Here is a 25,799-nt window from a genome sequence, read left to right as displayed (position 1 = left end):
CGGAAGGACCCGTCGTGAAGATCGAGCACATCGAGTACCAGCTGTCCCGTCTGCCGCTGCCCAAGGGCACGTGGGGCGACCAGATCCACGTCGTCACCCACATCGAGATCATCACCGCCCACCTGACCACCGACACGGGTGTGGTCGGCGTGGGGCTCTCGCACACGTCGGGCGTCGGCGGGCGGGCGATGATGGCGATGCTGGAGGAGCTGACGCCGACGCTCATCGGCAAGGAGGTCGCGGCGGTCCCGCTGTGGCACCGCTCGTGGCAGTACCTGCGGGACAACGGCCCGGGCGGCACGACGACGCTCGCGCTCGCCGCGGTCGACATCGCGGTGTGGGACGCGCTGGCCAAGGAGCGCGGCGTGCCGCTGGCGGACCTGCTGGGCCGCGTGCGCGACCGGGTGCCGCTGTACGGCAGCGGCATCAACCTCAACCTGTCGGCGGAGGAGGTCGTGGAGCAGGTCAAGGGCTGGAAGGCCGACGGGTTCTTCGCCGCGAAGGTGAAGGTCGGCAAGCCGGACCTCGAGGAGGACGTCGAGCGGCTGACGAAGATCCGCGAGGCCGTCGGGATGTTCCCGCTCATGGTCGACGCGAACCAGGGCTGGACGCTGGGGCAGGCCGTGCAGGCGATGTCCCGGTTCGAGCACCTCGACCTCTACTGGGTGGAGGAGCCGCTGCGGGTCGACGACGTCGAGTCGCACGCGCGGCTGCGGGCGCGTTCGCGGACGCCGATCGGCCTGGGCGAGAACGTGTACACGCTGCAGCAGTTCAACCAGTACCTCGCCAACGACGCGTGCGACTTCGTCCAGGCGGACCTGGGACGCGTCGGCGGGCTGACCCCGTACCTCGACATCGCCGCGCTGGCGCGGGCGTACAGCGCCCCCATGGCTCCGCACTTCGTCCTCGAGCTGTCCGGCCACGTGCTGTGCTCGGTGCCCAACGCGCTGTGCGGGGAGATGACGGACGGCGGGACGCTGTCCGAGCTGGGTGCGATCGTGCCGCAGCAGCTGCAGCGCGGTTACTACGTGCCGCGCGAGGTGCCCGGGCACGGCCTGGAGCTCAACACGGAGTACCTCGCCGCGCACCGTGTGGAGGTGTGAGCCGTGGCTGACGCGCTGTTCGGGCTCGAGGGCAAGGTCGTCGTGGTCACGGGGGCGCTGGGGCAGCTGGGCGCCGCGCTGACGCGGGAGCTGCTGGACCGCGGCGCGCGCGTCGCGGCGCTGTCCCGCACCGCGCCCGAGGCCGCCGCCGACGCTCTCGGCGACCTGGCCGACCACCCGCACCTGAGGTACGCGTCGGTCGACATCACCGACGCCGACAGCATCGAGCGCGGGCTCGACGACGTCCTCGCGCCCTGGGGCGTGCCCGACGGCCTGGTGAACAACGCCGGCATCGACACCCAGCCGAGCGCACCGCCGGAGGTCTCCGGCCCGTTCGAGCAGTTCCCGGTCGAGGTGTTCCGCGAGGTCGTCGACACGAACCTCACCGGCACGTTCCTCATGACGCAGGCCGTCGGCCGGCGCATGCGCGCCGCCGGCAGGCCCGGGTCGATCGTCAACGTCGGGTCGATCTACGGCATGGTCTCGCCCGTCCAGGACATCTACGCCTACAAGGAAGAGGAGACGGGCGTCCCGTTCGTCAAGCCCGTCGCGTACGCGGCGTCGAAGTCCGGCGTCTACAACCTCACGCGGTACTGCGCGACGTACTGGGGCCGCGAGGGCATCCGGGTCAACACCCTGACGCCCTCGGGCATCGGCCGCGACACCCAGGACGCGACCTTCCGCGCCAACTACACCGCGCGCATCCCCATCGGCCGGATGGCGTCCACGGACGACTTCCTCGCGCCGGTGGTCTACCTGCTGGGCGACGGCTCGCGGTACATGACGGGTGCGAACCTCGTCGTCGACGGCGGGTGGACGGCGTGGTGAGCGACCTCGAGCGGATCTTCTCCGCGCTGGTCACGCCCACGCGCGCCGACGACTCGCTCGACCTGGGCGTGCTGCGCGAGATCGTGGAGGAGCAGCTCGCGCGCGGTGTGGAGGGCTTCTACTGCTGCGGGTCGTCGGGGGAGGCGCTGCTGCTGTCGCTCGCCGAGCGGCGGGACGTCGTCGACACCGTCGTCGACCAGGTGGCCGGGCGGGTGCCCGTCGTCGCGCACGTCGGCACCGTCAGCACGGCGCAGACGATCGAGCTCGCCCGCGCAGCGCGGGACGCGGGCGTCGCGGCGGTCTCGATGATCCCGCCGTACTACTACGCGTTCACGCCCGAGGAGATCGAGGGGTACTACCTCGACGTCCTCGACGCCGTGGACGTGCCGGTGCTGCTGTACAACATCCCGCAGTTCACGCGCGTGGCGTTCTCCAAGGCGAACGCCTCCCGCCTGCTCGCCCACCCGCGGGTGGTGGGGATGAAGCACACGGCGCACGACCTGTTCGCCCTGGAGCGCATGGTGGCGGCGTTCCCGGGGACGGTGTTCGTCAACGGGTTCGACGAGCAGTACCTGCCGGCTCTCACGGCCGGTGCCCGCGCGACGATCGGCACGACCGTCAACATCCAGCCCGAGCTGTTCGCCCGGGTGCGGGACCGGTTCGCCGCCGGCGACCTCGACGGTGCCCGGCGCACCCAGGCGCAGATCAACGAGGTCGTCGAGACGCTCGTCGCGCACGGCGTCTTCCAGTCCGCCAAGTACCTGGCGTGCGCCCGCGGGCCCGTCACCGGCAACTGCCGCCGGCCGTTCCGTCCGCTGGACGACGACGACCGTGCGGCGCTCGACGCCCTCGCCGGGCGCATCCGCCGCTTCGTGGACGAGGACCGGCCGTGACCGGCCCGGCGCGTCCGACCCCGACCGCCCCCACCCGTGCAGGAGGAGACCGTTGACCACGTACACCCACCCCGTCCTGGCCCCCGAGCCGCAGGCCCCCGCGCGCACCGCCTACCTCGTGGCCTCCGGCGACCTGCGCGAGTCCGCGAACGTCGCCGGCTGGCCCACGCAGGTCGAGCTCGAGCGGGTCGTCACCGACGCGTTCGCCCGCAACGGCTGGGACCTGGTGCGCGCGCACCCGGTCGACCCCGTGACCGGGCACGGGTTCATCTCCAGCCAGCGCATGGGCCTGGACGTCTTCCGTGACGTCCCGCCCGACGCCCCGCTGGTCGTCGCCGAGGCGGTGTGGCAGTACAGCCACCACGTGCTCGCGGGTCTGCGCACGCACCGCGGTCCGGTCCTCACGGTCGCGAACTTCGCGGGCGACTGGCCGGGCCTGGTCGGGCTGCTCGGGCTGAACGCCGGCATGACCAAGATGGGCCGGGACTACTCGACGGTGTGGACGGTCGACGGCTCGGACGCGTGGTTCCAGGACGCGATCGCGTCGTGGCTGACCACGTGGCGCATCGAGCACGACGCCTCCCACGTGCGCGCCCTCGACCTGGGTGCCTCGCCCGAGCGGGAGCTCGGTGAGGCGCTCGCGGCCCAGCTGCTGCGCGAGAAGGCGATCATCGGCGTCTTCGACGAGGGCTGCATGGGCATGTACAACGCGATCATCGACGACGAGCTGCTCAACCCGACGGGCATCTACAAGGAGCGGCTGTCGCAGTCCGCGCTGTGGGCGCTGATGCAGACCGTCCCCGACGAGGTGGCCGACGGTGTGCACCAGTGGCTGCTCGACGCGGGCATGACGTTCCGCCTCGGCACCGACGACGCCACGGAGCTGACCCGTGAGCAGCTGCAGTGGCAGTACAAGATGTACGTCGCGGCGCTGTGGATGGCCGACGACTTCGGGCTCGACGCGGTCGGGATCCAGTACCAGCAGGGACTCAAGGACGTGTGCCCCGCGTCCGACCTGGCCGAGGGTCTGCTCAACAACGCCGAGCGTCCGCCCGTGCGCTCCCGCGACGGGTCCCGGGTGCTGTGGGACGGCGTCCCGCTCCCGCACTTCAACGAGGCCGACGAGGGCGTCGCGGTGGACGCGGTCGTGACGAACCGCGTGTGGACCGCCATGGGCCTGGACCCGGCGACCACGCTGCACGACGTGCGCTGGGGCGACGAGCACGACGGGCGGTTCGTCTGGGTGTGGGAGATCTCCGGCTCGGTGCCGGCCTCGCACCTCGAGGGCGGGTACGCGGGTGCCGAGGGCTGGCGGCAGGACCCGGTCTTCTTCCCCGCGGGCGGGTCCACGCTCAACGGCGTGTGCCGGCCGGGGGAGGTCGTGTGGTCGCGCGTGTACATCGCCGACGGCGGGCTGCACGTCGACATGGGCCGGGCGAGCGCCGTCACGCTGCCGGAGGCGGAGACCCGCCGTCGCAAGGAGGCGACCAACCCGGAGTGGCCGATCATGCACGCCGTCCTGCACGGCGTGAGCCGGGACCAGTTCATGGCCCGGCACAAGGCCAACCACCTCAACGTCGCGTACGCACCGGACGCCGCCACCGCGGACGCCGCGTTCGCCGCCAAGGCTGCCATGTTCACCGCCATGGGCCTGCAGGTCCACGTGTGCGGCGACGTCGCCGTCTGACGCGACGACCCCCGCCGGCGTCCCCGGTGGGCCACGGACCGTCGCAGCCTGACGCGTCATCCCCCGACGCCGCGTCAGGCTGCGACGCAACGCGCACGACACCTGCCCCCCGTAGCCTCACCCGCATGGACGTGGCGGTGCTCGGGGCGACAGGCGACGTCGGACGGCAGATCTGCACGCAGCTCGTCGAGCGGCAGGTGCTGCCGACGACGTCGCGGCTGCAGCTGGTCGGGCGCCCCGGCGGGGCGTCCGGGCGGGCCGTGCACGGGCTGCGCGCCGACCTGGTCGACGCCTACGACGAGCACGCGCCGCTGCTGGACGTGGCGCTCGACCCGGCCGAGGTGGTCGCCGACGTCGTCGTCGTGGCCGCGGGTCGCACGGCCCCCGCGGGCACCGGCGGCGTCCCGCCGAGCCGGGCCGTGCTCGCCGCCGCCAACGCCGACGTCTTCCGGGCGTACGCGGACGCGCTGGCCGCCCACGGGTCCGGCAGCGAGGTCGTGGTGGTGGTGTCCAACCCGGTCGAGCTGGGCGTCGCGATCCTCGCCGAGCGGCTGGGGCGGCACCGGGTGGTCGGCATGGGCGCGTGGCTCGACACCCTGCGGTTCCGCCGCGAGATCGCCGTGCAGCTCGGCGTGCGGCGGCACCGGGTCGGCGGGTTCGTCGGCGGGCAGCACGGCGACGACGCCGTCCCGCTGTGGTCCACCGTGCGGATCAGCGGCCTCGACGTCGCCGAGCGGCAGCGGGCCGTCGCGCGGCTGCGGCAGGGGCGCACCCTCGCGACGTTCCCCGCGGAGGTCGCGCGGGCCAAGGCCGAGCTGCTCACCGTCGCCGCGACCGACGTGGCGGCGGCGTTCGCGCTCATCGACTCCTGGCCGCCGGACCTGCGCGCGCTGGCCCGCCCGTGGATGACGCACCAGTCCGGCGCGAAGACGGCCACCGGGACGGCGTCGGCGACGATCGACCTCGTGGAGACGATCCTCGACGGCCGGGACATCGTCGTGGCCGGGCAGGTGGCGCTCGAGGGGGAGGTGAGCGTCGGCGGGTCGCCCGTGCACGGGGTGCTCGGCGTGCCCGTGGTGCTCGGCCCGGAGGGGTGGTCCCGCGTGCTGCTCGACCCGCTGCCGCCCGACGAGGACGCCCGGCTGGCCGAGGCCGGCGCCGCCGTCGCCGCGGCGTGCGCGCCGTGGACGGGCGCCGCGGCCGTCGCTGCCACCTCCGACCCCGCCACCTCCGACCCCGCCACCTCCGACCCCGCCACCTCCGACCCCGCCACGCCCACGACCGGGGAGCCGCCGCGATGACCGACACCGCCGCCCCCGCCGGTCTCGCGGGCGACGACGACACCCGGTGGGTGGGCTGGGTCCGCACCGAGCACCGCACGGGCGCGATCTCCGCGCTCGCGGGCGTCTTCTCCACCCGCGGCGTCAACGTCGACTCCATGGCCACCGGCGACGTCCACGACGACGCGGGCCTCGTGGTCGTGACGTTCAGAGCGGGGGAGCGCCGGGCCCGCCTCCTGGCCCGCACCGTCGAGCGGCTCCCGCAGGTGCGCGGCGTGCGGGTCCGTCGCGTCGACGACCCGGGCGTGCGCGCGGCGGCCGTCGTGCACCTGCCGGCCGGGACCGCCTTCCGTCCGCCCGCGGGGGCGGGGGTGCGGTGGTCGGGCGGCAGCGGCGCGGGGGAGCCGCTGCTGGTCGAGGGCCCGCTCGTCGACGTCGAGACGACCGTGGCCGCCGCGCGTGCCGCCGGGGCGACCGGTGACGCGACCGTGATCCAGCCGCCGCGCGGCTGACCGGCCGCGGGTGGTCGTGGCGCGCAGGCCGTGGCGTCAGGCCGTGGCGGCGCCGGGCCGCGTCACGCCGACGGCGGCGTCTGCACCACGCTGATCATCGCGGGGTCGATGACGTTCCCGACGCACTGCACGACCCGCTCGACGTCCGCGACGCGGGCGTCGGACGCCATGACGATCCCGCCGCCGGCGGACGGTGCGTCCGCGCTGACGTAGGCGTCGACGACCGCCGCGTCGTCGGCGCACGCCGCGACGGTCCGCAGGTCACCGGCCACGAGCACCGTCCACGGACCCTGTGCGGGGATCTCGACGGCCGGCCCGCCGCCCCCGCTGCCGAACGCGGCGAGCGCCCCGAGCAGGCTGCTGCCGACCAGGGCGGCCACCACGACCACAGCGGTCGTGCGGGTGCGCTTGGCGCGGTCGCGCACAGTTCCTCCAGCAGGTCGGGTCCCCAGCAGGGTAGCCCGGCGACCTGGGGGTCCCGACGCGGGCGCCCTGCCCCGCAGGTCCTCGGGTCACGCCTGCGGAGGTGCGCCGCGCACCGCGCTCCTAGAGTCGTCGGCGTGACCAGCGGGGACGTGCGCATCGGCATCTCGGGGTGGCGGTACGCCCCCTGGCGGGGGGTGTTCTACCCGCCCGGGCTGCAGCAGCGGCGTGAGTTGGAGCACGCGTCACGGCAGCTGGGCTCGATCGAGATCAACGGGTCGTTCTACTCGCTGCAGCGCCCCGACAGCTACCGCGCGTGGCGGGCCGAGACGCCCGACGACTTCGTGTTCTCGGTCAAGGGTCCCCGCTTCGTCACGCACATGAAGAAGCTCGCCGGCGTCGAGGTGCCGCTGGCCAACTTCTGGGCGTCGGGGGTCCTCGCGCTCGAGGACCGCACCGGTCCCGTGCTGTGGCAGCTGCCGCCCAACCTGGGCTTCGACGCCGACCGGCTCGCCCGGTTCTTCGACCTGCTGCCGCGGTCCACCGCCGCGGCCGCGCGCCTGGCGGAGCAGCACGACGACAAGGTCCCCGAAGGGCGTGCCCTGACGACCGTCGAGCAGGACCGGCCGCTGCGGCACGTCCTCGAGGTCCGGCACGACACGTTCCTCACCCCGGCGTTCCCCGCGCTGCTGCGGGCGCACGACATCGGCCTCGTGGTCGCCGACACCGCGGGGCGCTGGCCGCACCTGGAGGACCTGACCAGCGACGTCGTGTACGTGCGCCTGCACGGGGAGAGCGAGCTGTACGTCTCCGGGTACGACGACGCGTCGCTGGACCGGTGGGCCGCGAAGGTCCGCGCCTGGTCCACGGGCGCCACCCCGCCCGACGGACCCCGGGTGTCACCGCCGGCCGCGGACCGCCCCCGGGACGTGTACGTCTACTTCGACAACGACGTGAAGGTGAGAGCCCCGTTCGACGCGATGGCGCTCGCCCGCCGCCTCGGCACGGGCCCCGCCCTCACCTCCTGAGCGGTCGACCGGCACCCACCCCCACGAGATGTCGGTCCGGCCCTCGCGTCCGTGGCGCGGCGAAGGGATGGGGCGTCAGAAGTCGAACAGGTCCTCGAGCCAGGACTCGCGCTTCTTGCGCTTGCCGCGGTCGTACCCGCCGCGGTCGTCCCGGTCGTACCCGCGCGCGTAGGCGTCGCGGTCGTACCCGCGGTCGGGCGGCCGGTCGTACGAGCCGTACGCCCGGGTGTCCGCGAGCCGCGGGTCCGGTGCGGCCGCCCCCGGGACGGCGCGCGGGTCCACGCCCGGTGCGGCCGGTCCCGCGCGGTCGATGATCTTGTCGAGCTCACCACGGTCGAGCCAGATGCCGCGGCACACGGGGCAGTAGTCGATCTCGACGCCCTGGCGCTCGGTCATGACGAGCTGGGCCTGGTCCACGGGGCACTGCATGGCGCGTTCCTTCCGTCGGGGCAGAGACGAACCTACGCGAGCCGCGCGCCGCCCCGGTGCGGGTGCCCGGTCGCCGGGCCGTCCCGGCCCCCCGCGTCGAGGACGCTGACCGGACCGCTCGCCCCGGGCGGGGGAGAGCGGTCCGGTCACGTCGTCAGGCGGGGCGCTTCTGCGGGGACGTCTCCGCCGTCTTGCCCGGGTCGCGCTCGACGACGCCGCCGAGGACCTCGTCGATGCGGGCCATCGCCTCGGCCGGGATCGTCACGCCTGCGGCCTTGACGTTCTCGGTGACCTGCTCGGGGCGCGACGCGCCGATGAGCGCGGCGGCGACGTTGTCGTTCTGCAGCACCCACGCGATCGCGAGCTGCGCCATCGACAGGCCCAGCTCGTCGGCGACGGGCTGCAGGCCCTGCACGCGGGTGAGGACGTCGTCGTTCATGAACCGCTTGATCATGTTCGCGCCGCCCTTCTCGTCCGTGGCGCGCGACCCCGCGGGCGGCTGCTGGCCGGGCTTGTACTTGCCGGTGAGCACGCCCTGGGCGACGGGCGACCAGACGATCTGGGAGATCCCCAGCTCGCGCGACGTCGGGACGACCTCCTCCTCGATGACCCGCCACAGCATCGAGTACTGCGGCTGGCTCGAGATGAGCTGCACGCCCAGGTCCTTCGCCAGCGCGTGGCCGGCGCGGATCTGGTCCGCGGTCCACTCCGAGACGCCGATGTACAGCGCCTTGCCCTGGCGCACGACGTCGGCGAACGCCTGCATCGTCTCCTCGAGCGGCGTCTCCGTGTCGTACCGGTGGGCCTGGTACAGGTCGACGTAGTCGGTCTGCAGGCGACGCAGCGAGCCGTTGATCGACTCCATGATGTGCTTGCGCGACAGGCCGACGTCGTTCTTGCCGCCCGGTCCGGTGGGCCAGTACACCTTCGTGAAGATCTCGAGCGACTCGCGCCGCTCGCCCTTGAGCGCCTCGCCGAGGACGCTCTCGGCCTTGGTGTTCGCGTAGACGTCCGCGGTGTCGAACGTCGAGATGCCCGCGTCGAGGGCGGCGCGGACGCACTGCGTCGCGGTCTCGTTCTCCACCTGCGAGCCGTGGGTGAGCCAGTTGCCGTACGTGATCTCGGAGATCTTGAGCCCCGAGCTGCCGAGGTAGCGGAATTCCATGGCCCCATCCCAGCACCTTCGTCGCCGTCGCGCCGTGCAGGGCTGGTGCGGCGGTGCGGCGTGCACGGGTGGACGCTGGAAGGGTGCCGGAAGCCGACCGTCCCGTGCCCGGCCGCGAGCCCACCCCGCGCGGCGTGCCCGTCGCACCCTGGCGCGAGCGCGCGCCGGGCGTCGCCGTGGCACTGGGGCTCGGTGCCACGGGGGCCGCCCTGGGGTCGGCGGTGCCGCTGCTCGGCGGCGCCGTGCTGGCGCTGGCGATGGGTGTGGCGCTGCGCGAGGTGCTGGCCCGCGGACCGGTCGCGTGGGCGCACGCGTTGGAGCCCGGGGCCCGCACGTGCTCCACGTTCGCGCTGCAGGCGGCGGTGGTGCTGCTGGGGTTCGGGCTCTCGCTGGGTCAGGTCGCGCGGACCGGCGGAGCGGCGCTGCCCGTGATGCTCGTGACGCTCACGGTCGTGCTGGTCCTGGCGGCGCTGCTCGGTCGCCGCCTCGGCCTGGACTCCGACACCCGCACCCTCATCGGTGTCGGCACGGGCATCTGCGGGGCGTCGGCCATCGCGGCGACCAGTGCCGTGATCCGGGCGTCGCAGACGACCATCGCGACGGCCATGGCGACGATCTTCACGTTCAACGCGCTCGGCGCGATCACGTTCCCGCTGCTGGGTGAGGCGATGGGGCTGTCGCAGGAGGGGTTCGGGACGTGGGCGGGCACCGCCGTCAACGACACGTCCTCGGTCGTCGCCGCGGCCACGGCCTACGGCGCGCTCGCGCTCGAGACGGCCGTCGTCGTCAAGCTCACCCGCACCCTGGCGATCGTGCCGGTGACGCTCGCGCTGGCCGTGCGGCAGGCGCGGCGGGACCGCGCGGCGGCCCACGCCACCGGGGGCGGGACGCCGTGGACCCGACTCGTCCCGCCGTTCCTCGTGCTCTTCCTGGTCGCGTCGGCCGTCACGACGCTCGGCTGGTTCCCCGCCGCGTGGGAGGCCGGGGCCGACACCGGGGCACACGCCCTGACCGCGGTCGCACTGGCGGGCGTCGGTCTGCTCACGCCCGTCGACGCACTGCGCCGCGCCGGCTGGCGGCCGCTCGCGCTGGGCGGTGCGCTGTCGCTGGCCGTCGCGCTGACGAGCCTGGGCATGCAGGCGGTCACCGGCCTGCTGTGACGGTCCTGTCGCTGTCGTCGTCGCTGTCGCCGTCGCCCGGTTCCGCGCGCGGCGACGTGGCGCCGTCCAGCCCGGCGGCCGCCAGGGCCGCGTCGATCCGCGCCTGCACGGCGGCCGCGGACCGCCGGCGCCACCACCGCACCCCGAGCACGCCACCCACGACGAGCACCACCAGCGCGAGCTGCGTCCACGGCACCGTCCACACGGTGACCTGCGCGGACCCGGTGCGCAGCGCGGCGTCGACGACGTCCTCGCCCACCACCCACGGGCGGGTGTCGACGTGCCCGGTGACGCGCACCACCGGCCAGACCGGCACGGCCGCCTCGACGAGCACCTGCTGACCGGGCAGCACCTCGCGGACCTCGGTGCGGTCCTCCGCGGCGGCGACGCCGAACGGGCCGGCCAGCGTGGTCACGGCGCGGGCCGCGAGGCGGACGTCGCCGGTGTTCTCGACCCGGTAGCTCACGTGGACCGTGCCCGGGGCGAAGGGGTTCCACGACGGCTCCCACCGTGTCGTGACGTCGGTGGGGGCCAGCCCCGCCTCGATGTCGCCCGTGACGCGCAGGTGCAGCCGCACGCCGTTGCGCGCCGCGAGACGCAGGTCGTCGCCGGCGACGAGCTCGGCCACGACGCCGGCCGGGTGGTCACCGGGTCGGGCGTCGGCGGGCACGGTGATCGTCAGGGGCACGGTCACGGCGGCGCCGGCGTCGAGCGAGACGAGGAGCGTGCCGTCCTCCTGGGCCTGCGCGCCCTCGACGGTGCCGAGGGCGACCCACGACCCGCCGTCGCGGGGCGGGGTCCCGGTCGGCGGCAGGTCGAAGTACCCGCTGTCGGACAGCACCCCGTCCCCGGCGTAGACGGCGAACGTCGCGGCGGTCTCACCGAGGTTGGTGATCGTCACGTGCTCGGCCACCGACGCGCCGGGGTCCAGGACGTGCCGCAGCGAGATGCGGTCGTCGGGGCCCTCCGCGGTCGCCGGCTGGACCGTCCACGTCACGGTGTCGTCGGGCTGCGCCGGCGTCGGCGCGACCTCGGCCGCCGCCGTCGCCGCGGTCGGCCAGGCCACGGCGACCAGCGCAGCGAGCAGTGCAGCGACCAGCGCAGCGACCAGCGCGGTGAGCAGCACGGTGGCGCCGGCGGGCCGGGAGGTGCGGGGCAGGTCGGCCGTGCGCGTGCGGTGCATGGGTGTCTCCTCGGGCCGACGCGCGGCGGGGTGGTGCCCCGCCGCGCGTCGGTTCGTCGGTCCGTCGGTCAGTCGACGGGGAACAGCGACAGGCTGAGCGTGCCCGTGTACTCGCCGGGCATCGTCTCGACCGGGACGTCGAGCACGAGGTCCGCGCCCAGCGTCGTCGTGCCGAGACGGCCCTCCGGCGTGGCCGACGCCAGACGCCCCGGGATGACGAGGCCCTCGCCGCCGGTGAGCGCGGTGGCGCGGGCGTCACCGGCGACGATCCCCGCACGCGGGGTCTCGACACGCGGCGTCCAGCCCAGGTGCTTCGCGTCGAGCAGACGCGAGCCGGAGTCGAACGAGTACGCCTGGCCGGTGACCGCCCACCCCGTGACCCCCGCCTGCGAGACGGAGCGGGAGTCGACGACCGTCACCGCGGGCAGCTGGCCCCGGAACCGCAGCGCGGTGCCGGTGTTCTGCGGCCCGTCGAGCGTGACGCTGTCGGCCGCGACCGACAGCGCCAGGACGCCGTCCTGGCCCTCCGGCACGACGGCCTTCAGCTCGACGCCCTCGGTGGTGGCCGGGTCGCGGAACAGGCGCGGCAGCAGGTCGATCAGGTTCTTCGACCACACGTCGAACCCGTGCGGGCCCTGCGTGACGCCGGCGAACTCGTGGTCGATCCCGTTGGACTCCAGGAGGTCCAGGAGGTCCATCGTCGCCTGGTACGTGAAGTCGGTCTTGTCACCGGTGTAGATCCGCGCCAGGCGGGTCTCGGCGTTGACGGCGGCGGGGTCGAACTGCGGGGTGTTGAAGAACAGGCCGCCGGAGAACGCGCCCATCCACCCGAACTGGCCCGGGCGGGTCAGCCACGTGTTGAGCGTGTTCATGGCGCCCATCGACAGCCCGGCGATGGCCTGGCCGGCCGCGTCGTCCGCGATGTTGTACTCGGCCCGCGCGGCGGGTGCGAGGTTCTCCATGAGCTCGGCCGGGAAGTCCGGCGAGTTGCCGTTCCCCATGACGACCACCATCGGGACGATCGCGCCGTCCTTGATGTAGTGGTCGAGGATCTGCGGCGCGCGGCCCACCTCGACCCAGTCGCCGTAGTTCTGCCCGCCGCCGTGGTTGAGGTACAGCACGGGGTAGGGCTCGGCGCGGTCCGGGTCGTAGCCCTTGGGCGTCCAGACGTACGCCTTGCGCTCCTCGTTGGCGACGGCGCTCTGGTAGGTCAGGACCTCCAGGTTGCCGCGGTCCTCCGCAGGAAGGTCCCCGAGCAGGCGGTCCGTCTCGCCCGGGACGAACAGCGGGCTGACACCGGTGAGGGTGTTGACCGTGTCCTCGGGGTCCTTCACGTCGACCCCGTCGACCACGTACCGGTAGTAGTAGAACCCGTCGAGCGGGCCCATCTGCAGCCGCCAGCGGTCGCCGACCTTGGTCATCGGCACGCGGAACCACGCACCGTTGGGGGCCCAGTTGGCCCACACGGTGACGTCCTTGGCGTCCTTGAACTGCGTGCCCGTCTCGAAGGTGACGATGCCGTCCTCGTCCACGTGCGGCGTGGTGATCGACCCGGTGGCGGGCGCCGTGTAGCGCTCGTCGAGCGGGCCGTGACCCTCGCGCGGGCCGTGGCCGGCGTCGGTGAAGACGCGCGACGCGAAGTCCCGCAGCCCCTCGCGCCACGTGTCCCACGTGCCGCCGGTGTCGGGGTCGACGCCGTCGAACTCGTGCTCGACACCCGCGCGCTCCAGTGCCCGCAGCATGTCGTGCGTCGGGTTGTAGGCGGGGTCGAGCACGTTGCCGACGTAGACGCGCAGCCGGTCGGTGCCCTCGTTGATCTCACGCGCCGTCGTGGCGCTGATCGATCCCGTGAGGCGCCCCGAGAACGACGCGACCTCGCGGAAGACGCCGGGGTCGGTGCGCAGCACCGTCAGCGCCTGCTGGGCGCCGGCGCCGATCCCGGCCAGCGCCTGGTCCTCCTGCGACACGTGGTACGCGTCGCGGGTGGCTGCGGCGACGCCGTCGAGCAGGTCGGCGCCCGGGTCCGAGCCGCCGATCTGCGACATCACGACGACCATCGGCGTCAGGTCGCCCTCGGCGGCGAGGTTGTCGAGCACCTGCCGCGCACGGCCCAGCTCGGTCCACTCGTCCGCGGACTGGCCCGTGTCGGCCAGCAGGTGGAGCACCGGGTAGGCCTCCTCGCGCTCGGCGTCGTAGCCGGGCGGCGTCCAGACCAGCGACGTGCGCTCGTCACCGGACACGGGGCTCTGCCACGTCAGCTCCGTGACCGCACCGCCGTTCGGGACGTCGGCCATCCACTGCACCGACGGCCCGGGCACGAAGAACGTGCTCCAGGTGGGCTTCGACGCGATCGTCACGGGGGTGTCCGGGTTGCGGAAGGACTTCTTGGTGCGGTCCGGGAACGTCGCCGTGTACTGGTAATAGTACAGGCCCGGGTCCAGGATCCCGACCTGCGTCGGGTAGTCCGTGCCGCTGGGGTCCATGGCCAGGTCGGACCACGTGCCCGCCGGGCCGATGTTGCCCTGCAGCTCCACGACCTGCGGCGTGCCGCCGACGAGCTCGTGGACCACCGCCTGCGGCGCGGTGAACCGGTAGTACCCCTCGGGTGTCACCGACACCCACGGGTCGGGCGCGACGCCCTCGGCTGCTGCTGCTGCTGGTGGTGCCATCACTGCCGCCGTTCCCAGTGCGAGCGCGGCCCCTGTGACCACGGCTGTCGTCCTGTGGTGCGTGCCGCGTGGCCCTCTGCGAGTCATCCCCATCGATACTCCTCCTCGGTCGCCGACCGGCAGGAGGACGCGGACGACCTGGCCCTCCACGTCGAGGGCGGGATCGCGGTGCTGCTTCCCCCTGCGGTTGCCGCAGGCGTCCACGACGCCCACGACGTGCCCGCCGGTCTGCAGCGTTGCAGGAGCGGGTTGTCCGAATGCTGTCCGGTCGGGAGGTTTAACGTCAAGCCTCCACGCCCGGCGGGTCGATCTGGTGGCCTGGTCATGTATCACGGGCCCGCCCTTGACCGGGGTTCCGACCGGGGCAGAGACTGCGAGGACGGGAGCAGACCGGGCCGCACCGCTGCGGAGCCGGACGCCCAGACACCGCTCGCGGTGTCGTGCGGTTGCCCCGACGCAGGGGGAGCGTCGTCGGTCGTTGGGGGTGTCGGTGCGGGTCCGGTGACGCCGCGGCCTGCGAGGTCCGCCCGGCCGCGTGGCGGACGGGGGCGGCATGGCGTGGTTCCGCGTCGCAGCGCCCTGCCGCCCTGCGACGCGTGCCCGGCTGACGGCAGCGGGCCTGCGCGACGCGGACGCGGCGGACGCCGACGGACGAGCGGTCGCGGCCGACGAGCCCGGCGTCGTGCTGCTGACCGACCCGCACGCGGCACCCGACCGGGCGCGGCTCGCCGACAGCCCCGGCCGGGTCCTCGTGGCCCTCGCACCCGGCGTCGACGTCGACCCGTGGTCGCTGCTCGCGTGCGGGGCGGCGGACGTCGTGCACCTCACCGGCGACGACCTGCGGCCCGTGCTCGACCGGCTGCGCCGGTGGCAGGACGTCGACGAGCTCGTCCGTGCGGAGGCCCGGCGGGCAGGTGCGATCGGCACGTCGTCGGCCTGGCGGCTGTTCCTGCGGGACCTCGTCGAGGTGGCGCGCTGGTCGACCGCGCCCGTGCTGCTGCTGGGGGAGACGGGCGCCGGCAAGGAGGTCGCGGCGCACATCGTGCACCGCGTGGACCTGCGACGACGCGAGCACGAGCTCGTCCTGCTGGACTGCACGACCGTCGTGCCGACGCTCTCCGGCAGCGAGTTCTTCGGGCACGAGAAGGGGGCCTTCACGGGTGCGACGACGGCCCACGAGGGCGCGTTCGCGCGCGCCGACGGCGGCACGCTCTTCCTCGACGAGGTCGGTGAGCTGCCCGCGGCGCTGCAGGCCGCGCTGCTGCGCGTCGTGCAGGAGGGGACCTACCAGACGGTCGGCGGCACGCGGCGCCGCCGCACGGACTTCCGGCTCGTCGCCGCGACCCACCGCGACCTGCGGACCGAGGGGTTCCGCGCGGACCTGTACCACCGGCTGGCGGCCACGACGCTCCGGGTCCCGCCCCTGCGCGAGCGCCCCGACGACGTGCTGCCGCTGTTCCGGCACTTCCTCGCCGAGCAGCGGCTCGGCGGTGACGTCGCAGCGGTGCGCGCGGCGGTACGCCACCGGCCGTCGGTCGAGGCCGGGGGCGACGAGGCAGAGGACGCCCCCGAGGTGTCGCGGGAGGTCGCGGACGCGCTGCGCGGCCACGACTGGCCGGGCAACGTGCGCGAGCTGCGTCAGCTCGCGGCGCGGGTGGCCGCGCGGCACGTCGGCGACGGTCCCGTGACGCCGGGCGACCTGCCCCCGGAGGACCGTCCCGTCCGGGCCGTCACCGCGCCGGCCGTCACCGCGCCGGCCGTCACCGCGCCGACCGTCACCGCGCCGGCCGTCACCGCGCCGGCCGTCACCGCGCCGGCCGTCACCGCGCCGCACCCGTCGTCCCTCACCGCTGGGACCCCGTGGGAGTCCGGGCTCGAGAGCGCGGTGCGGGAAGCGCTGAGCGCGGGCGTCGGCCTGCAGGAGCTCAAGGCCCGCACGGCCGACGTCGCCACGCGCGTCGCCCTGGACGTGGGCGGCGGCACGGTCGCCGCCGCCCGGCTGCTCGGCGTGAGCCGCCGCGCGCTCGGCTACCGCACGGCGGCGCGGGCCCGTCCTCAGCCGACGGACCCCAGCTCGGACGCGAGCTCGTAGAGGTACTCCGCGATCTCCTTCCACGCGACGTCCGCGCCCTTCTGCTGCGGCTGCTTCTTCGGCGTGAGGTCGTAGGCGTCGCGGTAGTTCGAGAACCGGTAGAACGCGTACCTGACCAGCGGCTCGACCATCGACCCGCGGACGACCGGTCCGACGTCCCGGCCCCACCGCGGTTCGGCGTGCGCGGGGAGCGCGAGCGGCGCGGGACTCAGCGCGTACCAGTCGCCGAGCCTGCCCAGCCACGCGACGAGGTCCTTGTCCGCGGGGCGGGCCGGGGGCGTCGTGCTCGTGGTGGTCGGCACCAGCAGGTACGGCATGACGGCGCGCGGCGCGAGGTCGCCCGGCTGGTGGCGGTAGGTCAGCAGGAACGCCTGCTGGTACGGCTGCTTCGCCTCGGCCTTGTGCTTCTGGATGCTCTTGAGCCCGGCGAGGACGCCGCGGACGTTGTGCGGCTTCACCTCGGCGAACCCGAGCTTCCCCGCGCTGTACGCGGGCACGGGCTTCCTCGAAAGCGGCGGCGCCGGCAGCATCGTCCCCGGCTCGATCATGATGCTCGACATGTCGGTCTCCTCGCGTGGATCGGTCCCGGCTCACACCGGGAGGGGGATGGTGGCCGGCGCCCTGCGGACGGCGGCGACGAGCCGGCGGACGTTGCCCGCCAGGACGAGGGCGAGGTCCTCGCGCGCGAGCGGCAGCGCGCGGACCTTCGCGAGCTCGGCCGCCGGGTGCAGGTAGGGCCCGTCGGTGCCGAGCAGCACCTTGTGGGCGCCCGCACGCCGCACGGCGTCGAGCAGCACGTCGACGTAGCGGACGCCGGACGTGTCGGTGTGGACGTTGGGCAGCCGCACGAGCAGGTCGGCGAACCGGGTCTGCGCGCGCCAGTCGTCGGCGAACGACGACAGGTGCGGCACGACCCACGCGACGTCGGGCCAGCGCGTGGCGAAGTGCGCGACCTGGTCGACGTCGCCGCCGGGGTCGTGCACGACGGGCAGCGCGCGGGCGTCGGCGACGCGGGCGACCTCGTCGGTCATCGGGCCGTCGCGCCAGTGCACCTTGACCGCGCGGAACCCCCACGCGTCGACGGCCGTGGTGACCATGGCCCCGATGCGGCCCGCGTCGGGGCGCGTGCCGACGAACACGACACCCGTCCACCGGCGCGGGTCGGCGGCCACGATGCGGGCGACCCGCCGGTTGGCGGCGGGGTAGTCGTCCGACGGCGGGGCCATGAGCAGCGTGTGGTCGACGCCGGCGCGCCGGGCGCGGACGGCGTACCGGTGCAGCGCGGCGTCGGGGCGGTCGTCGCCCAGCGGGTCGGGCATGACGTCGCCCAGGCCGGCGTGGCAGTGGGCGTCGACGATCATCGCGGCACCGCCGTCGGGACGGTGGGCAGGCCGGTGCCCGGCACGGCGCCGCGCAGGGCGGCCAGGACGTGCTCGACGTCGGCCGGGGCGTGCTCCGCGGTGACGACGAACGTCAGGACGGGCCCCGGCAGGCACGCCGGGGCCAGGACGAGGGCCCGGACGCCGCGCCCGCGCAGCACGCGTGCGACCCGTGCCGGGTCGGGGACGCGCGCGTGGACGACGGGGAACGGGCGCCCCACGACCGCGAGCCCCAGCCGCCGCAGACCCGCGCGCAGCGCGCGGACCAGCCACCACAGGCGACGCCGGCGCCGTGCCAGCACCGGGCCGCCCGCGGGGTCGGTCGCGCGGTCCGCGGCCCGCAGGTCGGCGGCCGTCGGCGGGCTCGCGTGCCACCGCGTGCCGTGCACCGCGAGGCGCGCGACGACGTCCCGCGGCCCGGTCGTCACGGTCAGGGGCGCCCCGAGGCCCTTCGCCAGCGAGACGACCTGGACCGCGCCGACGGGCCGCCCACCGGCCCAGCGCCACGTGCCCGACCCGCCGGGGCCGAGCACCCCGAACGCCTGCGTGTCGTCGACGACGAGCGTGCCGCCCGCCGCGCGCACGACGCGCTCGAGCGCGGCGAGCGGCGCGGGCCGGTTGCACGCGGCGCACCAGCCGTCCGTCACGACGACGGGCCGCCGCCCGGTACGCGCGCCCCGCCCGTGCCCCGCGCCCTCGCCCGCGAGGAGCCGCGCGACGTCGTCGACGTCGTGGTGCCCGAACGCGCGGACCACCGGCGCCGTCGCACCCGCCGCGAGCCTGACCAGCGGGTACGCCCCCGCGTCGACCAGCACCGCCGACGGTGCGAGCACGTCCACGACGTCGACGAGCGCGTGCAGCGCCGAGCGGTGCACGATGCCGGCGGGAGCCCCGAGCCGGGCCGCGACGCGTGCGGCGACCCGGCGGGCGGCCACCGGCTCGTCGAGCGCCGCCGCACGGCCCGTCGTCAGGGACGTCCACCCGGCGCGGTCGCCTGCCGGGTGGTGCAGGCCGAGGAACAGCGAGGACGTCAGGTCGAGCACGACGCACGCCCCTAGGCGCGCACGCGTGCGCGGTTGCGGCGGGCCAGCAGCACGGCCGGCATCGTCGCGTCGACCCCGAGCTGCAGGTCCACCCCCGTGACCGTGCGGTACGCGTGCACGTACCGGTGCACGGGGTCGCGCATGAGCCGGGCCCAGTTGGCGGCCGAGTCGGCCGTCAGGGAGATGTCGCTCCAGTCGCCCCAGCGGACGCTCATGACGAGCTGCTCGCCGTGCACCGCCAGCTCGTGGAAGCTCATGACGGACGTGTCGCCCCAGCCGCACAGCGCGCGCACCGTGTCGACCTTGTCCATCCAGGGCTCCTCGTACGGCACCATCGGCCGCCCGCCCAGGAACTCGCGCATCTCGGGCTGGGCCAGCACGTACTGCATGGCCATCGCCTCGATGCGCGACTGCAGCGCCACGCCGTCGAACTGGTTCTCCGCGCCCGGCGCGAGGGTCCGGTGCAGGTCGCGCAGCGCGTTGAGGACGGGGAACCCGTCCGCCACGACCGTGGTGTCGTCGTCGAGCCGGTGGAACCGCAGCGCCTCGTGCAGCAGCGTGTGGAACGACTCGAGGAACTGGCTGCGCCGCTCCACGTACTGCAGCGAGCCGGGCACGGCGCGGCCGATGAGGCTCAGCCCGTACTCGTACTCGTACTCCGCGGCGCGCCGCCGCACCGTCAGGCGGTCGATCTCGTGGTCGCCCCACGTGTACAGCAGGTTGCGCAGCGGACGCAGGTAGCTCAGGGAGAACCGCTCGAGCGCGAGACCGTTCGGCAGCCGCCGGTTCTGGAACCGCGCGAGGATCAGGTTCATCGCCTGGAAGGTCGCGCCCTCCTCGTCCCAGTACGTCCAGATCAGCTCGACGGGTGCCGGCCGGGCGAGCAGCTCCTCGTCGATGTCCGCGACGCCGTCCGCGGCCGTGCGGCCGAGGCGCGCGTCGGGGTACCGGCTCGCGACGTTCTCGAGGTACGGGAGGTTGCCGCCCTCGAGGTAGTTGCCGCCGGGGTCGATGATCGTCGTGGTGTCGCGCTCGAGGAACTCCCGGGTCGCGCGCAGGATCACGTCGTACGCGGCCGGCGAGAACGCCCCGTTCGTCTCGCGCTGCAGCGCGCGGTCGACGTGCAGCTGGTACTCCGCGAACCGGCGCGCCCGCGTCACCCGCAGGATCTCCTGCGTGAGCACGACGTCGCTCGTGGGGGTCGTCGCCGTGCGCGCGAGCTGCACGCGCGCGGGCGGCGGCTCCTCGTCGGCCGTCACCGTGCCGACCACGTGGAACTCGCTCTCCGCGACGACCACCTCGGGCGTCACGCCGACGTCGACGACCTGCACGACGTACGGCCCGGAGGGTGCGTCGACGAGGGGCACGCCGACCTTCGCCGCGGTGCCGTTCGCGTTCGTCTGCACCACGCGGTCGATCGTCCCGAACTCCACCGGACCGACCAGCCGCGCCTCGTACCGGTGGTTGCGGACGAGCTCGGTGGCGGTGAACCGCACCTCGCCGTCGACGAACCGCGGCGTCTGGATCTTGACCATGGCACTTCCCTTCAGGGCTGGGCGCTGGCCGCGACGGGTGCCGCGGGGCGCTGGTGTGCGGGACGGGGACGCGCGTGATGGGGGCGCGCCATGACGTCGATGGACGAGCGGACCGCCCAGGCGGCCAGCACGTCGGCGAGCACCGCGGACTCCTGCTGCGGGGCGACGAGCCCGGCGCCGCGCGCCTGGCCCATGACGGCGAACACGAGCGTCGGGGGGCGCCGGGCCAGCACGCCCAGGTCGTCCCCCCACGTGCGCCGCAGCGTCAGCAGGTGCTCCGGCGTCCGGGTCGCCAGCGGCAGGACGTCGGCGATCGCGCGACCGCCGAGCAGGGGAGGGCGGTGCCCGGCCATGAGGTCGGCGAAGTCGTCGGCCGTGCCCTCGAGGCGGGTGATGTCCGCCTGCAGCTCCGGGGTCACGTCCTGCACCGGGTAGCAGGCCTTCCACGCGGCGACCAGCGCGTCCCACTGCGGGTGCGGGTAGAACGTGCGGCCGATCGCCGCGGACAGCAGGACCCGCACGTACGGCATGGGGTGCGGGTCGCCGCGCGGCGGCCGGAACGTCAGGGAGCGCGGCAGGCTCACGACGGCCAGCAGGCCCAGGGTCGAGGAGATGCCGAGCTTGCCGACGGACCACAGGTCCGCGACGCACTCCGAGACCGTCGAGTGCCACCCGTCCCACGCGGCGGCCTCCGCCGGCCCCGCACGCGCGCGCCGCCGGGCGATCGCGTCCTGCAGGGACGGCACCAGCTCGAGCTGGGCCGCGACCTGGTGGCCCACCTCGTGGATCAGCGACGACGCGACGCCGTGCCCCACCATCCGCTCGCGCGGGACGCGGATGACGGCGACGGGCGACAGGCGCCCGCCCGGCAGCCGCGTGCGCGCCCGGCGGATCGCCGCGCCGGCCCCCCGGGCCAGGTAGCAGACCAGCGGCGGCGGCTCGACCGGCGGGTCCGGCATGCCCACCGCGTCGGCGGCCAGCCGGTCGAGGCCCGACAGCCACACGCCGGTGCCCTGCTCGCTGCGCTGCGTCACCACCTCGGCGAACACGTCGAGCTGGGACAGGACGTCGTTGAACCGCATGCGGATCGCGACGAACCGGCGCTGCTGCTCCCACGCGGGCGCGGCCGCCCCCGGGCCGGTGAGCCAGTCGAGGAAGCCCTCGACCTCGTCCCGCAGGGCCGTGCGGCCGACGTGCAGGAACCGCTCGATCGCCCGGTGCGCGTCGTACGGCAGGGCCGCCGCCAGCACCATCGTCTCGGTCATGACGAACGGCCGCAGCCGGCCGAGGCGCACGAGCAGCGCCTCGGCCTCCTGCGCGACGAGCGCCGGCGCGAGGGTGGCGCCGTCCGGGACGGGGTGGCGGTCCGCACGCGTGGTCATGCGAACTCGAACCCGCTCTCGCCGGTGCCGTCGTCGGCACCGTCCCAGACGTCGGCGCCGTCGTCCCACGGCGTGCTCCACCCGGGCCACGGGCCCGCGACGGGCCAGACGTCACCGCCCCACGCGCCCCACCGCGGGTCCGGGCGCGGAGCCCGACGGCGGCCGGACCGGCCGGACGACGTGCGTCCGTCGCCGGCGTACCGCGACGTGCCGGACCGGCCGTACCCGGACGAGCCGAACCCGCCGGGCGAGCCGTACCCGCGCCCCTGCGGCCGCCCCGTGCGCGGGCCGTACGCGGGTCCCACCCGCTGCCCGCGCCGGCTGCGCCACCCGGGCGTCGAGGGCCGTACCAGCGCGGGCGCGTAGCGGCGCGCGGCGGCGATCGTCGCGCTGCGGGCCACGGTCCGCGGCGGTACCGAGGGTGGCGCGGCGGCCGCGTACCGGGCGGTGGCCCGGCCGAGCTGCACGAACCGACGGGCCGCCTCGAGGTCGGCCTCCTCCTCGCCCAGCGCCTCGGCCTCCTCGGCCTCGAGGAGCTTGGAGGCCATCGAGCCGAGCTTGCCGCCGATCGCGGTGCCCACGCCCGGTGCGACGAAGCTGCCGATCGCCGACCCCACCACCGGCAGGGCGACCTTGGCGACGCTCTTCAGCGCACCCGTGACGGCCTTGCCGACGCCCGAGCTCAGGAACTTTCCCGCACCCTTGACGAGCTTGCCGAGGAACTGGTCGAGCTCCTCCTCCGACGTGATCTCGAGCAGCTCGTACGCGAGCTCGTCCTCGGACTCGCCCTCGCCGGACCACTCGGACTCGCCGGACCACTCGGACTCGCCCTCGCCCGACCACTCGGACTCGCCGGACCACTCGGACTCGCCCTCGCCCGACCACTCGGACTCCGACTCCGACTCGCCGGACCACTCGCTCTCACCGGACGTGCCGGGCAGCTCCCACTCCTGCAGGGACACCTCGCCGGACCACTCGCGCTGGTCGTTGCTCTGGTAGGTCATGGCACCTCTCCTCACGCGTCGAGCAGGACGATGTTGCGGCCGCGGCGCACCCAGCGGCCGGTCGTGCGGTGGCCGCCGGGCCGCGTGGGGCCGCCGGGTGCGGGCGGTCGCATGCCCGCGACGACGGGGGCGAGCGGCGGCAGGTGGCGGCGGGCCGCGGCGGTGGCGGCACGCTGGGCGGCGACCTGCGGCGGCACCCCAGGGGGCGCGCCGGCCGCGATCCGTGCGGTCTCGTCGGCGAAGCGCACGAACGCGCGGCTCACCTCGTACTCGCGGTCCTCCTGGGACAGGCCCTCCAGGTCGGCTTCGAGCCTGCCGGCGACGAAGCCGCCGACCTTGCCGCCCGCGTCGGCGCCGATCCACGGCACGGCGCCACCGACCATGCGCCCGACGTGCGGCAGCGCCTGCTTGGCGGCGGACTTCAGCAGCCCGCCGACGGCGCGGCCGGCGCTCGACGACGCGAACGCCTTGCCGGCGCCCACCGCGCTGCGCAGCACGTCGCCGAGGAACCGGTCCAGCTCCTCCTCCGACGTGACCTCGAGCAGCTCGGTCGCCAGGCCGATCTCGGTCTGCCCACCGAGCTCGTCCTCGGACTCGCCCTCCCAGGCGTTCTCCTGGCCCATCTCGAAGAGGGCTCGGTCGATGTCATGCATGGGCGCATCCCTTTCCCCGCTGCGGACTCCGTCACCCCCTCCATGCACGTTCCGTGCCACGGGCGTGCGCGCGCCGCGCGTCCGGGGGTGCGAAGAGCTCTTCCCACCCACGAACCGCGCTTCCGTGAGCCCGTTGACGCGGGGGACCGACGTCACCCAGGGTCGGGTCCATGCACGCGGCCATCGCGCTCTCCGGCGACGACGACGACGACCTCGACCGGGCGAGGCTCCGGTTCGCCCCTCCTGACAACGAGGTGCCCGCCGCCGTCGGCGTGAGCGGCGTCATCGGGCGGTCCCCCGACGCTGCGGTCCTGCTGGTCGGCCTCTCCCGCTGCACGGTGGGGCTGCAGATCGACCTGGCGATCCGTCTCCGCCTCGATCCGGAGCCGTCCGACGACGTGCACGCGAGGTTCCACGCGGGGCTGCTCGTCGGCGTCGAGCTCGCCGACGGCCGGACCGTCGTCGCCGGCCGACCCGCCTGGCCCGCGCCGGACGGGCCGTTCCTCGCGTACCGCGGCGGGGGTGGCGGTGGCCGTGAGTGGTCGACCCAGCTGTGGCTGACCCCGGAGCCGCCGCCCGGCGACCTGGTGGTCGTCGTCGCGCACCCGGGCCTCGGCATCGACGAGTCGCGCGTCACCGTGGCTGCCGCGGCGCTGCGGTCAGCCGCCGGCAGGACCGAGGTCCTGTGGCCCCGCGAGCCCGAGCGGCCGCGGCACGCCGTCGAGCCGCCCCCCGTCGACGTACCGCCCGGCGGCTGGTTCGAGCGGGCGTTCGCCGACCCGACCACGGCCTGACCGCACCGCCGACCCGGAGCACGTCGACCCCGACGACCAGGCGCGTCCGCTCACCGAGCGGTGGACGGGGTCGCGCGGTACTTCGCGACCGTGCGGCGGGCCACGCGGATGCCGCGGGCCGCGAGACGCTCGGCCGCCTCGGCGTCGGTGTGCGGCGGGTCGTCGGACGCGAACAGGGCCGCGACGGCGTCGCGCGCAGCGAGGGACGTGCCGAACAGGTCGGCGAGCGGCAGCACGCGGCGGCCCGGCAGCGCGACGACCGCCCCGGCGACGACGCGCGAGACGGTCGACGCGTGCAGCCCCAGGCGGGCGGCCACCTGCGCGCGGGTCAGGGGCCGGTGCGCCGACGGCCCGTGCCGGACGAAGCCCTCCTGCACCTCCACCGCCACCGCGGTGACGCGGCGCAGCGTGTCGGCACGCCGTCCCAGCAGGTAGACGAGCTGCCGGGCCGCCGAGACGTGGGCGTCGCGCCACGCGGCCGCCGCCGCGTCGAGCGGCAGGGCGGTGAGCTCGGCGTCGAGCCCGATGCCGAGGTCCTCCGGCCCGAGCGCGTCGACGACGAGCCGCCCGTCGACCTCACGGACGACGACGTCCGGCGGCGTCGCGGGGCCGTCGGACGCGCCACGGGGCAGCGGTGCGGGCGTCAGGCGCCGCACGACGTGCATCGCCGCCTCGAGCGCCGCCGGCGACGCGCCGACGTCCCGCGCGAGGTCCGGGGTGCCGATGCGGGGGAGGTTGTCGCGGACGAGCACGAGCACGAGGTCCGGCGCGCCGTGCCGCACGTGCCAGCGCGCCTGCGCGACGAGGCTCGCGCGCAGCCCGCGCTCGGCCGTGCCGGGGGGCGCGACGGTGCGGACAGCGGCCAGGGCGGCCGCGAGCCGCGGTGCCGGCGGGTCGGGTGCGTCGGACGGCAGCAGGCCGCGGTCGTCGAGGAGCGCGACGGCCGCGTCGACGTCGTCCTCCGCACCCGGCGGGACCAGGGCTCGCGCGTCGCGGCGGACCCGGTCGCGCTCGTCCGCCGGCGCGGCGGGGTCCTGGGAGCGCAGATCGGCCCCGGAGCCGCTGCACGTCGGGCACCGGCCGCGGTGCAGCGTCGAGGCGCACCAGCGGCACCGCCGGGGGGTCCCTCGCACGAGCGCCGGGTTGTCGGCCACCCGGGCGTCGACGTCCGCGTCGACGTCGGCCTGCGTCGCGGCGAGCACGTCGAGCAGCTGCCGCGCGACCGTGGTCAGCGTGGCGTGCTGCTCCAGCCCGTGCTCCGTCGCCGGGCCGTGGACCGGCTCCACGTCACCAGTGTCGCCCCCGTCCGGGACCGGCGGCCGCGGCGGCGGTCCGACCGCCGCCGCCCCTCCGCGGCGGGGGCCCGTGCCGTAGGCTGGCCTGCAGATCCAGCACAACTGAACACGCTGCTCGAACCGCGGCGGGAGAGCTCCCGCCGGCCGTCCGTGAGGACGGCAGCGCGGGACGCCGAAGGAGCAACCCTCCCCGGGAATCTCTCAGGCACCCCGTACCGCCGCGGCCAGGCAACTCTGGAAAGCGGCGCCGGCCAGGTCCGGT

At 75.1% G+C, this 25,799-nt stretch carries 23 protein-coding genes and 1 riboswitch; of the genes, 10 read left to right on the top strand and 13 right to left on the bottom strand.

The window, feature by feature from the left end; all coding sequences use genetic code 11:
* Positions 1 to 14: 14 nt before the first annotated feature.
* The 6 genes from J1G43_RS00955 to J1G43_RS00930 all read left to right on the top strand — a co-directional run bounded on the left by J1G43_RS00955 (position 15) and on the right by J1G43_RS00930 (position 6,303).
* Complete coding sequence (locus tag J1G43_RS00955) at positions 15 to 1,103, top strand: mandelate racemase/muconate lactonizing enzyme family protein (protein WP_207369658.1); 1,089 nt, start codon at positions 15 to 17, stop codon at positions 1,101 to 1,103.
* Positions 1,104 to 1,106: 3 nt separating this feature from the next.
* Positions 1,107 to 1,931 carry an SDR family oxidoreductase gene (locus J1G43_RS00950; RefSeq protein WP_207377767.1) on the top strand — a complete coding sequence of 275 codons (825 nt, stop codon included), beginning with the start codon at positions 1,107 to 1,109 and terminating at the stop codon, positions 1,929 to 1,931.
* Positions 1,928 to 2,824, top strand: coding sequence for a dihydrodipicolinate synthase family protein (locus J1G43_RS00945; protein ID WP_207377766.1), 897 nt, complete (start codon positions 1,928 to 1,930; stop codon positions 2,822 to 2,824). Before J1G43_RS00950 ends, J1G43_RS00945 begins: the two co-directional genes overlap by 4 nt.
* 52 nt (positions 2,825 to 2,876) lie before the next feature.
* Positions 2,877 to 4,511 (top strand): fucose isomerase, encoded by a 1,635-nt coding sequence (locus J1G43_RS00940; RefSeq protein ID WP_207377765.1) that lies wholly within the window; start codon positions 2,877 to 2,879, stop codon positions 4,509 to 4,511.
* 125 nt (positions 4,512 to 4,636) lie between these two features.
* Positions 4,637 to 5,812, top strand: coding sequence for a lactate dehydrogenase (locus J1G43_RS00935; protein WP_207377764.1), 1,176 nt, complete (start codon positions 4,637 to 4,639; stop codon positions 5,810 to 5,812).
* Positions 5,809 to 6,303, top strand: a complete 495-nt coding sequence (locus tag J1G43_RS00930) for an ACT domain-containing protein (RefSeq protein ID WP_207340112.1) — start codon at positions 5,809 to 5,811, stop codon at positions 6,301 to 6,303. Before J1G43_RS00935 ends, J1G43_RS00930 begins: the two co-directional genes overlap by 4 nt.
* Positions 6,304 to 6,365: 62 nt before the next feature.
* Here the strand turns inward: J1G43_RS00930 and J1G43_RS00925 are convergent, their stop codons facing one another.
* Positions 6,366 to 6,728, bottom strand: a complete 363-nt coding sequence (locus J1G43_RS00925; protein ID WP_207340113.1) for a hypothetical protein — start codon at positions 6,726 to 6,728, stop codon at positions 6,366 to 6,368.
* A gap of 135 nt (positions 6,729 to 6,863) precedes the next feature.
* Between J1G43_RS00925 and J1G43_RS00920 the strand changes: the two genes are divergently transcribed.
* Positions 6,864 to 7,754, top strand: coding sequence for a DUF72 domain-containing protein (locus tag J1G43_RS00920; RefSeq protein ID WP_207377763.1), 891 nt, complete (start codon positions 6,864 to 6,866; stop codon positions 7,752 to 7,754).
* A 75-nt stretch (positions 7,755 to 7,829) separates the two neighbouring features.
* Here J1G43_RS00920 and J1G43_RS00915 read toward each other — a convergent pair whose 3' ends face one another.
* Together J1G43_RS00915 and J1G43_RS00910 are read right to left on the bottom strand one after the other, a co-directional pair.
* Complete coding sequence (locus J1G43_RS00915) at positions 7,830 to 8,183, bottom strand: zf-TFIIB domain-containing protein (RefSeq protein WP_207369651.1); 354 nt, start codon at positions 8,181 to 8,183, stop codon at positions 7,830 to 7,832.
* A gap of 154 nt (positions 8,184 to 8,337) precedes the next feature.
* A complete protein-coding gene (locus J1G43_RS00910; RefSeq protein WP_207340116.1) occupies positions 8,338 to 9,348 on the bottom strand; it encodes an aldo/keto reductase family protein in 1,011 nt (336 codons plus the stop codon).
* 83 nt (positions 9,349 to 9,431) lie between these two features.
* On the opposite strand from J1G43_RS00910, the gene J1G43_RS00905 reads away from it, so the two are divergent.
* The gene (locus J1G43_RS00905) at positions 9,432 to 10,508 is read left to right on the top strand and encodes a putative sulfate exporter family transporter (RefSeq protein WP_307859433.1); all 1,077 of its coding nucleotides are present in this window, start codon (positions 9,432 to 9,434) and stop codon (positions 10,506 to 10,508) included.
* Here J1G43_RS00905 and J1G43_RS00900 read toward each other — a convergent pair.
* Positions 10,492 to 11,691 carry a hypothetical protein gene (locus J1G43_RS00900; protein ID WP_207377762.1) on the bottom strand — a complete coding sequence of 400 codons (1,200 nt, stop codon included), beginning with the start codon at positions 11,689 to 11,691 and terminating at the stop codon, positions 10,492 to 10,494. The two genes, J1G43_RS00905 and J1G43_RS00900, sit on opposite strands and share 17 nt — an antisense overlap.
* A 68-nt stretch (positions 11,692 to 11,759) precedes the next feature.
* Positions 11,760 to 14,360, bottom strand: coding sequence for an esterase family protein (locus J1G43_RS00895; RefSeq protein ID WP_207377761.1), 2,601 nt, complete (start codon positions 14,358 to 14,360; stop codon positions 11,760 to 11,762).
* A gap of 553 nt (positions 14,361 to 14,913) precedes the next feature.
* On the opposite strand from J1G43_RS00895, the gene J1G43_RS00890 reads away from it, so the two are divergent.
* Positions 14,914 to 16,452, top strand: a complete 1,539-nt coding sequence (locus J1G43_RS00890) for a sigma 54-interacting transcriptional regulator (RefSeq protein WP_207377760.1) — start codon at positions 14,914 to 14,916, stop codon at positions 16,450 to 16,452.
* On the opposite strand, the gene J1G43_RS00885 is transcribed toward J1G43_RS00890, so the two are convergent.
* Genes J1G43_RS00885 through J1G43_RS00855 form a run of 7 tightly spaced genes read right to left on the bottom strand, consistent with a single transcriptional unit; the run spans position 16,416 to position 23,448 of the window.
* Positions 16,416 to 17,012 (bottom strand): hypothetical protein, encoded by a 597-nt coding sequence (locus J1G43_RS00885; RefSeq protein WP_207377759.1) that lies wholly within the window; start codon positions 17,010 to 17,012, stop codon positions 16,416 to 16,418. The genes J1G43_RS00890 and J1G43_RS00885 overlap by 37 nt on opposite strands.
* A 30-nt stretch (positions 17,013 to 17,042) precedes the next feature.
* Positions 17,043 to 17,813: an amidohydrolase family protein gene (locus tag J1G43_RS00880; RefSeq protein WP_207377758.1), complete on the bottom strand. Its 771-nt coding sequence runs from the start codon at positions 17,811 to 17,813 to the stop codon at positions 17,043 to 17,045.
* Positions 17,810 to 18,874: an aminotransferase class I/II-fold pyridoxal phosphate-dependent enzyme gene (locus J1G43_RS00875; RefSeq protein WP_207340123.1), complete on the bottom strand. Its 1,065-nt coding sequence runs from the start codon at positions 18,872 to 18,874 to the stop codon at positions 17,810 to 17,812. The genes J1G43_RS00880 and J1G43_RS00875 overlap by 4 nt, the downstream gene beginning before the upstream one ends.
* Before the next feature lie 11 nt (positions 18,875 to 18,885).
* The gene (locus J1G43_RS00870; protein WP_207377757.1) at positions 18,886 to 20,409 is read right to left on the bottom strand and encodes a hypothetical protein; all 1,524 of its coding nucleotides are present in this window, start codon (positions 20,407 to 20,409) and stop codon (positions 18,886 to 18,888) included.
* An 11-nt stretch (positions 20,410 to 20,420) separates the two neighbouring features.
* Entirely contained in the window at positions 20,421 to 21,791 is a 1,371-nt protein-coding gene (locus J1G43_RS00865) for a hypothetical protein (RefSeq protein WP_207340125.1), read from the bottom strand.
* Positions 21,788 to 22,795, bottom strand: a complete 1,008-nt coding sequence (locus J1G43_RS00860; protein WP_207377756.1) for a hypothetical protein — start codon at positions 22,793 to 22,795, stop codon at positions 21,788 to 21,790. Before J1G43_RS00860 ends, J1G43_RS00865 begins: the two co-directional genes overlap by 4 nt.
* 11 nt (positions 22,796 to 22,806) lie before the next feature.
* A complete protein-coding gene (locus J1G43_RS00855) occupies positions 22,807 to 23,448 on the bottom strand; it encodes a hypothetical protein (protein ID WP_207340127.1) in 642 nt (213 codons plus the stop codon).
* 170 nt (positions 23,449 to 23,618) lie between these two features.
* Between J1G43_RS00855 and J1G43_RS00850 the strand changes: the two genes are divergently transcribed.
* Positions 23,619 to 24,242 (top strand): hypothetical protein, encoded by a 624-nt coding sequence (locus tag J1G43_RS00850; RefSeq protein WP_207340128.1) that lies wholly within the window; start codon positions 23,619 to 23,621, stop codon positions 24,240 to 24,242.
* Between the two features lie 50 nt (positions 24,243 to 24,292).
* Here the strand turns inward: J1G43_RS00850 and J1G43_RS00845 are convergent, their stop codons facing one another.
* A complete protein-coding gene (locus J1G43_RS00845) occupies positions 24,293 to 25,528 on the bottom strand; it encodes a hypothetical protein (protein WP_207377755.1) in 1,236 nt (411 codons plus the stop codon).
* A 125-nt stretch (positions 25,529 to 25,653) separates the two neighbouring features.
* Positions 25,654 to 25,765, top strand: a riboswitch (glycine riboswitch).
* Positions 25,766 to 25,799 lie beyond the last annotated feature (34 nt).

The sequence above is a fragment of the Cellulomonas sp. zg-ZUI22 genome (genome assembly GCF_017353535.1).
Taxonomy (GTDB): Bacteria; Actinomycetota; Actinomycetes; order Actinomycetales; family Cellulomonadaceae; genus Cellulomonas; species Cellulomonas wangleii.
Note: the sequence above shows the minus strand (reverse complement) of the source record. Positions and strands in the feature narration are given on the sequence as shown.